Source organism: Pseudomonas ceruminis, from assembly GCF_021602025.1.
In the GTDB taxonomy this organism is placed as follows: domain Bacteria; phylum Pseudomonadota; class Gammaproteobacteria; order Pseudomonadales; family Pseudomonadaceae; genus Aquipseudomonas; species Aquipseudomonas ceruminis.
In genome coordinates this window covers 1-386 of record NZ_BQHW01000085.1, presented here as the reverse complement: position 1 = coordinate 386, position 386 = coordinate 1, and the positions used below count along the sequence as shown (strand labels likewise).

Annotated in this window: 2 tRNA genes and 1 rRNA gene; all 3 read left to right on the top strand. The window is 52.6% G+C overall.

The features are described 5' to 3' along the window. Positions 1-73, top strand: a 16S ribosomal RNA gene (locus L6D80_RS29920); the annotation flags it as partial. 86 nt (positions 74-159) lie between these two features. After that, a tRNA-Ile gene (locus L6D80_RS29915) sits at positions 160-236 on the top strand. A 24-nt stretch (positions 237-260) separates the two neighbouring features. Next, a tRNA-Ala gene (locus L6D80_RS29910) sits at positions 261-336 on the top strand. The last annotated feature ends 50 nt before the right edge of the window (positions 337-386 follow it).

Sequence of the window (386 nt, the reverse complement as noted above, 5' to 3'; positions counted from 1 at the left end):
GGTGTGATTCATGACTGGGGTGAAGTCGTAACAAGGTAGCCGTAGGGGAACCTGCGGCTGGATCACCTCCTTAATCGACGACATCAGCCTACTGATGAGCTCCCACACGAATTGCTTGATTCTTTGTATAAAGACGATGCTGTAACGCGACCCTGTTATAGGTCTGTAGCTCAGTTGGTTAGAGCGCACCCCTGATAAGGGTGAGGTCGGCAGTTCAAATCTGCCCAGACCTACCATTACATGGTTTAGCCGTAGAATACGGGGCCATAGCTCAGCTGGGAGAGCGCCTGCCTTGCACGCAGGAGGTCAGCGGTTCGATCCCGCTTGGCTCCACCACTTCTGCGGTACCTTGATCAAACTCAGAAATGAGCATTCGCTTCGAATGT